This is a genomic window from Shewanella sp. SM21 (genome assembly GCF_025654335.1).
GTDB lineage: Bacteria > Pseudomonadota > Gammaproteobacteria > Enterobacterales > Shewanellaceae > Shewanella > Shewanella oncorhynchi.
This window is the reverse complement of record NZ_JAKKRL010000031.1, coordinates 1-2,750: the sequence shown is the minus strand read 5'-3', so window position 1 is coordinate 2,750 and position 2,750 is coordinate 1. Positions and strand designations below refer to the sequence as shown.

Below are 2,750 nucleotides of genomic sequence, written 5' to 3'. Positions count from 1 at the left end.
CTTCCGCTACTACGACCCCGAAACAGGCCGTTTTATCAGTCAAGACCCAATAGGGTTGCTAGGGGGCATAAACCATTACCGATATGCGCCCAATCATATCAACTGGATAGATCCGTTGGGACTGAGTTGCAAGGAAGGTTTAGGAGAAGTGGCTTATGGTCCTCCACCAGAAGAACCGGGATTACAATCCGTAACATTATTACCGATAGAGTGGGCCGTAGAAGGGATCGCAGATTCTATCGAGCAACTCTCAACTATGTTGGAAACTGGCCCCACCTTGGCCGGCGCTGCTACTATGGCCGTTGCGTTGATCCCTGGAAAAGTAGCGGATAAGGTACTGGAGCCCGTGGTTAAGAAGTTGGATAATGTCGAGGTACCCAGCAATAAAGCGCTGACCGTGGCAAAAGCCAGCCTGATGAAAAAGCATAAGGTCGCCTGTTTCAAGAAGAATAGCAAAGGCTCGGATATCGAGTACGATAGACAGCTCAAAGGTCAGCAAGATGGCATCAACAAGATGTCGGTTAAGGAGTATCTGGATAATAGAGAATCCTATAACGCTATAGGTCGTAAAGGCACGGGTGCTGCGCAAAAACAAGCAAGAGAAGATTTCAAAGAGAAGTTAATCAATACGTATCGTGAACAACTTCGTGATAAAGGAATATTTGGACAAGAAGCGTTAGATAAGGCAGCAGAATTAGCTTTGAATGATATGAAGACCTTAAATGCACTGCATAATCCCGACATGATTGCTGGTGGTAAAGATATAGTGTTTGACTTAGGTGATGCCAGTGTCAACCAATCAATTGGCTCTCAATGGAAGACTAAGGGGGGAGATACACTAGGTCGAGTCGACTTGATGGATATTGAAGCTAAAAAAGTATTAGATGAACTGGGACCCGATACATTAATGAATGTCGATCTACACAGGTGTAAATAAAATGAATGACTATTTTGATGAATTTTATAATTTTGGAGGGTTTGGCCCGGCGATAAAATCGGAACTACCATCCGAGGCTATTTTACGGTCTTTTGAAGATAAGCTACCGGCTAGGCTGTTGGAATATTGGCAGGAATATGGTTTCTGTGGCTGGGGCGAGGGTATTTTTTGGACGGTGAATCCGGAAAATTACAGTGAAATCTTGGACTTGTGGTTGGCTGGCACCCCCTTCGTCGACAAGGATAACTATTATGTTATCGGTCGAACAGCTTTCGGGCGTTTATTGATCTGGGGCGAAGCTTCTGGACCAAGCCTAGATATCAATCCTTGCTATGGAATGATATTTCCCACGGATAAAACTGAAGATTTGAAGAGAAGAGGGGCGGAACGCACCGTTGAATTATTTTTCGCTACTAACTCAAAAAAGAGTATGGAAATTCTAGATACTGAAGGTAATCCTCTATTTAAGAGAGCTATGATCAAATTAGGGCCGTTAGAAGCCGATGAAATGTATGCTTTTGTACCTGCTTTGGCTCTCGGTGGAGCCCCAAAACTGGAAAATTTACAAAAAGTAAAAGCTTTAGAACATCTCGCTTTCTTGGCCGAATTGGGTGAGAAACAAGTGATGGCAGATATTGTTGCCCTCTCAAACGCTTTACATCGAGACAAATAGTTATTTGGCTTAAAAAGATGACACTTTCCATACCCAATAATCTTTTTAAGCCAAAACGCTGGCTTGGCAGTCTAATGTATGGCTGTATAAAATACATCGCGCCCTATGGCACAAGTGAACTTCTCCTCACATTCACATCAATATGGTTCCTTCAGTTGTTAATCTTGACTGCATGAACGCAGTTATAGTTACAGTGCTCGCCATCAGTTAGTTCAGTTGCATGACAGCCAAACGGGTCAGTTGGATTATGAATACAATACGTTAGATCAATTAATTCAAAAGCGTCATCACACTGAACCGAGTCAAAATGAAGCTTATCGCTGGGACAGTTTCGGTAATCCTGTGGGTGAGGGCGTGGTTGTTAGCCAGGACAGATTAGCGCGTTATCCTGAACGTTCGCTAGATGAGTCACAGGTCCACTATCAATATGATGCCAGCGGTAATCAACTTGGCGTTAAAGGGCATAAGCAACAGCAGCAACGGGAATTTAACGGGTTTAATCAACTGATAAGCCTACACAATGGCCAAAATCTGACCCGTTATGAATATGATGCCTTAGGGCGCCGCAGCGCAAAAATTTCCGCCGCTGGTCGCATCGACTATTTGTGGGATGGCAATCAGCTGATAGGCGAACACTGCCAAGATACATTCACTTGGTACTTGTACGAACCCGCAGGGAATAGTAGCCACAGCTACAGACCTTTCGCGCTCATTGTGCAAGGTGAAGTGTATTACTATCAGTTGGATCAACTCGGCACGCCGTTCGCGTTATTAGATCAACACAATCATCTCGTTTGGCAGGCGAGTTACTCGGCCTTGGGCCAAGCGACAGTCAGCGTTAATGTGATTTCTAATCCGCTGCGGTTTCAGGGGCAATATTATGATGAGGAGAGCGGCTTACACTACAACCACTTCCGCTACTACGACCCCGAAACAGGCCGTTTTATCAGTCAAGACCCAATAGGGTTGCTAGGGGGCATAAACCATTACCGATATGCGCCCAATCATATCAACTGGATAGATCCGTTGGGACTGAGTTGCAAGGAAGGTTTAGGAGAAGTGGCTTATGGTCCTCCACCAGAAGAACCGGGATTACAATCCGTAACATTATTACCGATAGAGTGGGCCGTAGAAGGGATC

The 2,750-nt window shown here is 44.9% G+C and carries 3 protein-coding genes; all 3 read left to right on the top strand.

Annotation, left to right across the window (positions count from 1 at the left end):
• A partial coding sequence (locus L5L94_RS21705) for a polymorphic toxin type 15 domain-containing protein (protein ID WP_263165017.1) occupies positions 1-937 on the top strand: 937 nt, incomplete at its 5' end.
• Between the two features lies 1 nt (position 938).
• Positions 939-1,610: a GAD-like domain-containing protein gene (locus L5L94_RS21700; RefSeq protein WP_263165015.1), complete on the top strand. Its 672-nt coding sequence runs from the start codon at positions 939-941 to the stop codon at positions 1,608-1,610.
• Between the two features lie 216 nt (positions 1,611-1,826).
• Positions 1,827-2,750, top strand: a 924-nt coding sequence (locus L5L94_RS21695) for an RHS repeat-associated core domain-containing protein (RefSeq protein WP_317629656.1), incomplete at its 3' end; no start/stop codon positions are given.

Coding starts and splice junctions, on each gene's coding strand:
- L5L94_RS21700 (WP_263165015.1), top strand. CDS start 939: ATGAATGACTATTTTGATGAATTTTATAATTTTGGAGGGTTTGGCCCG.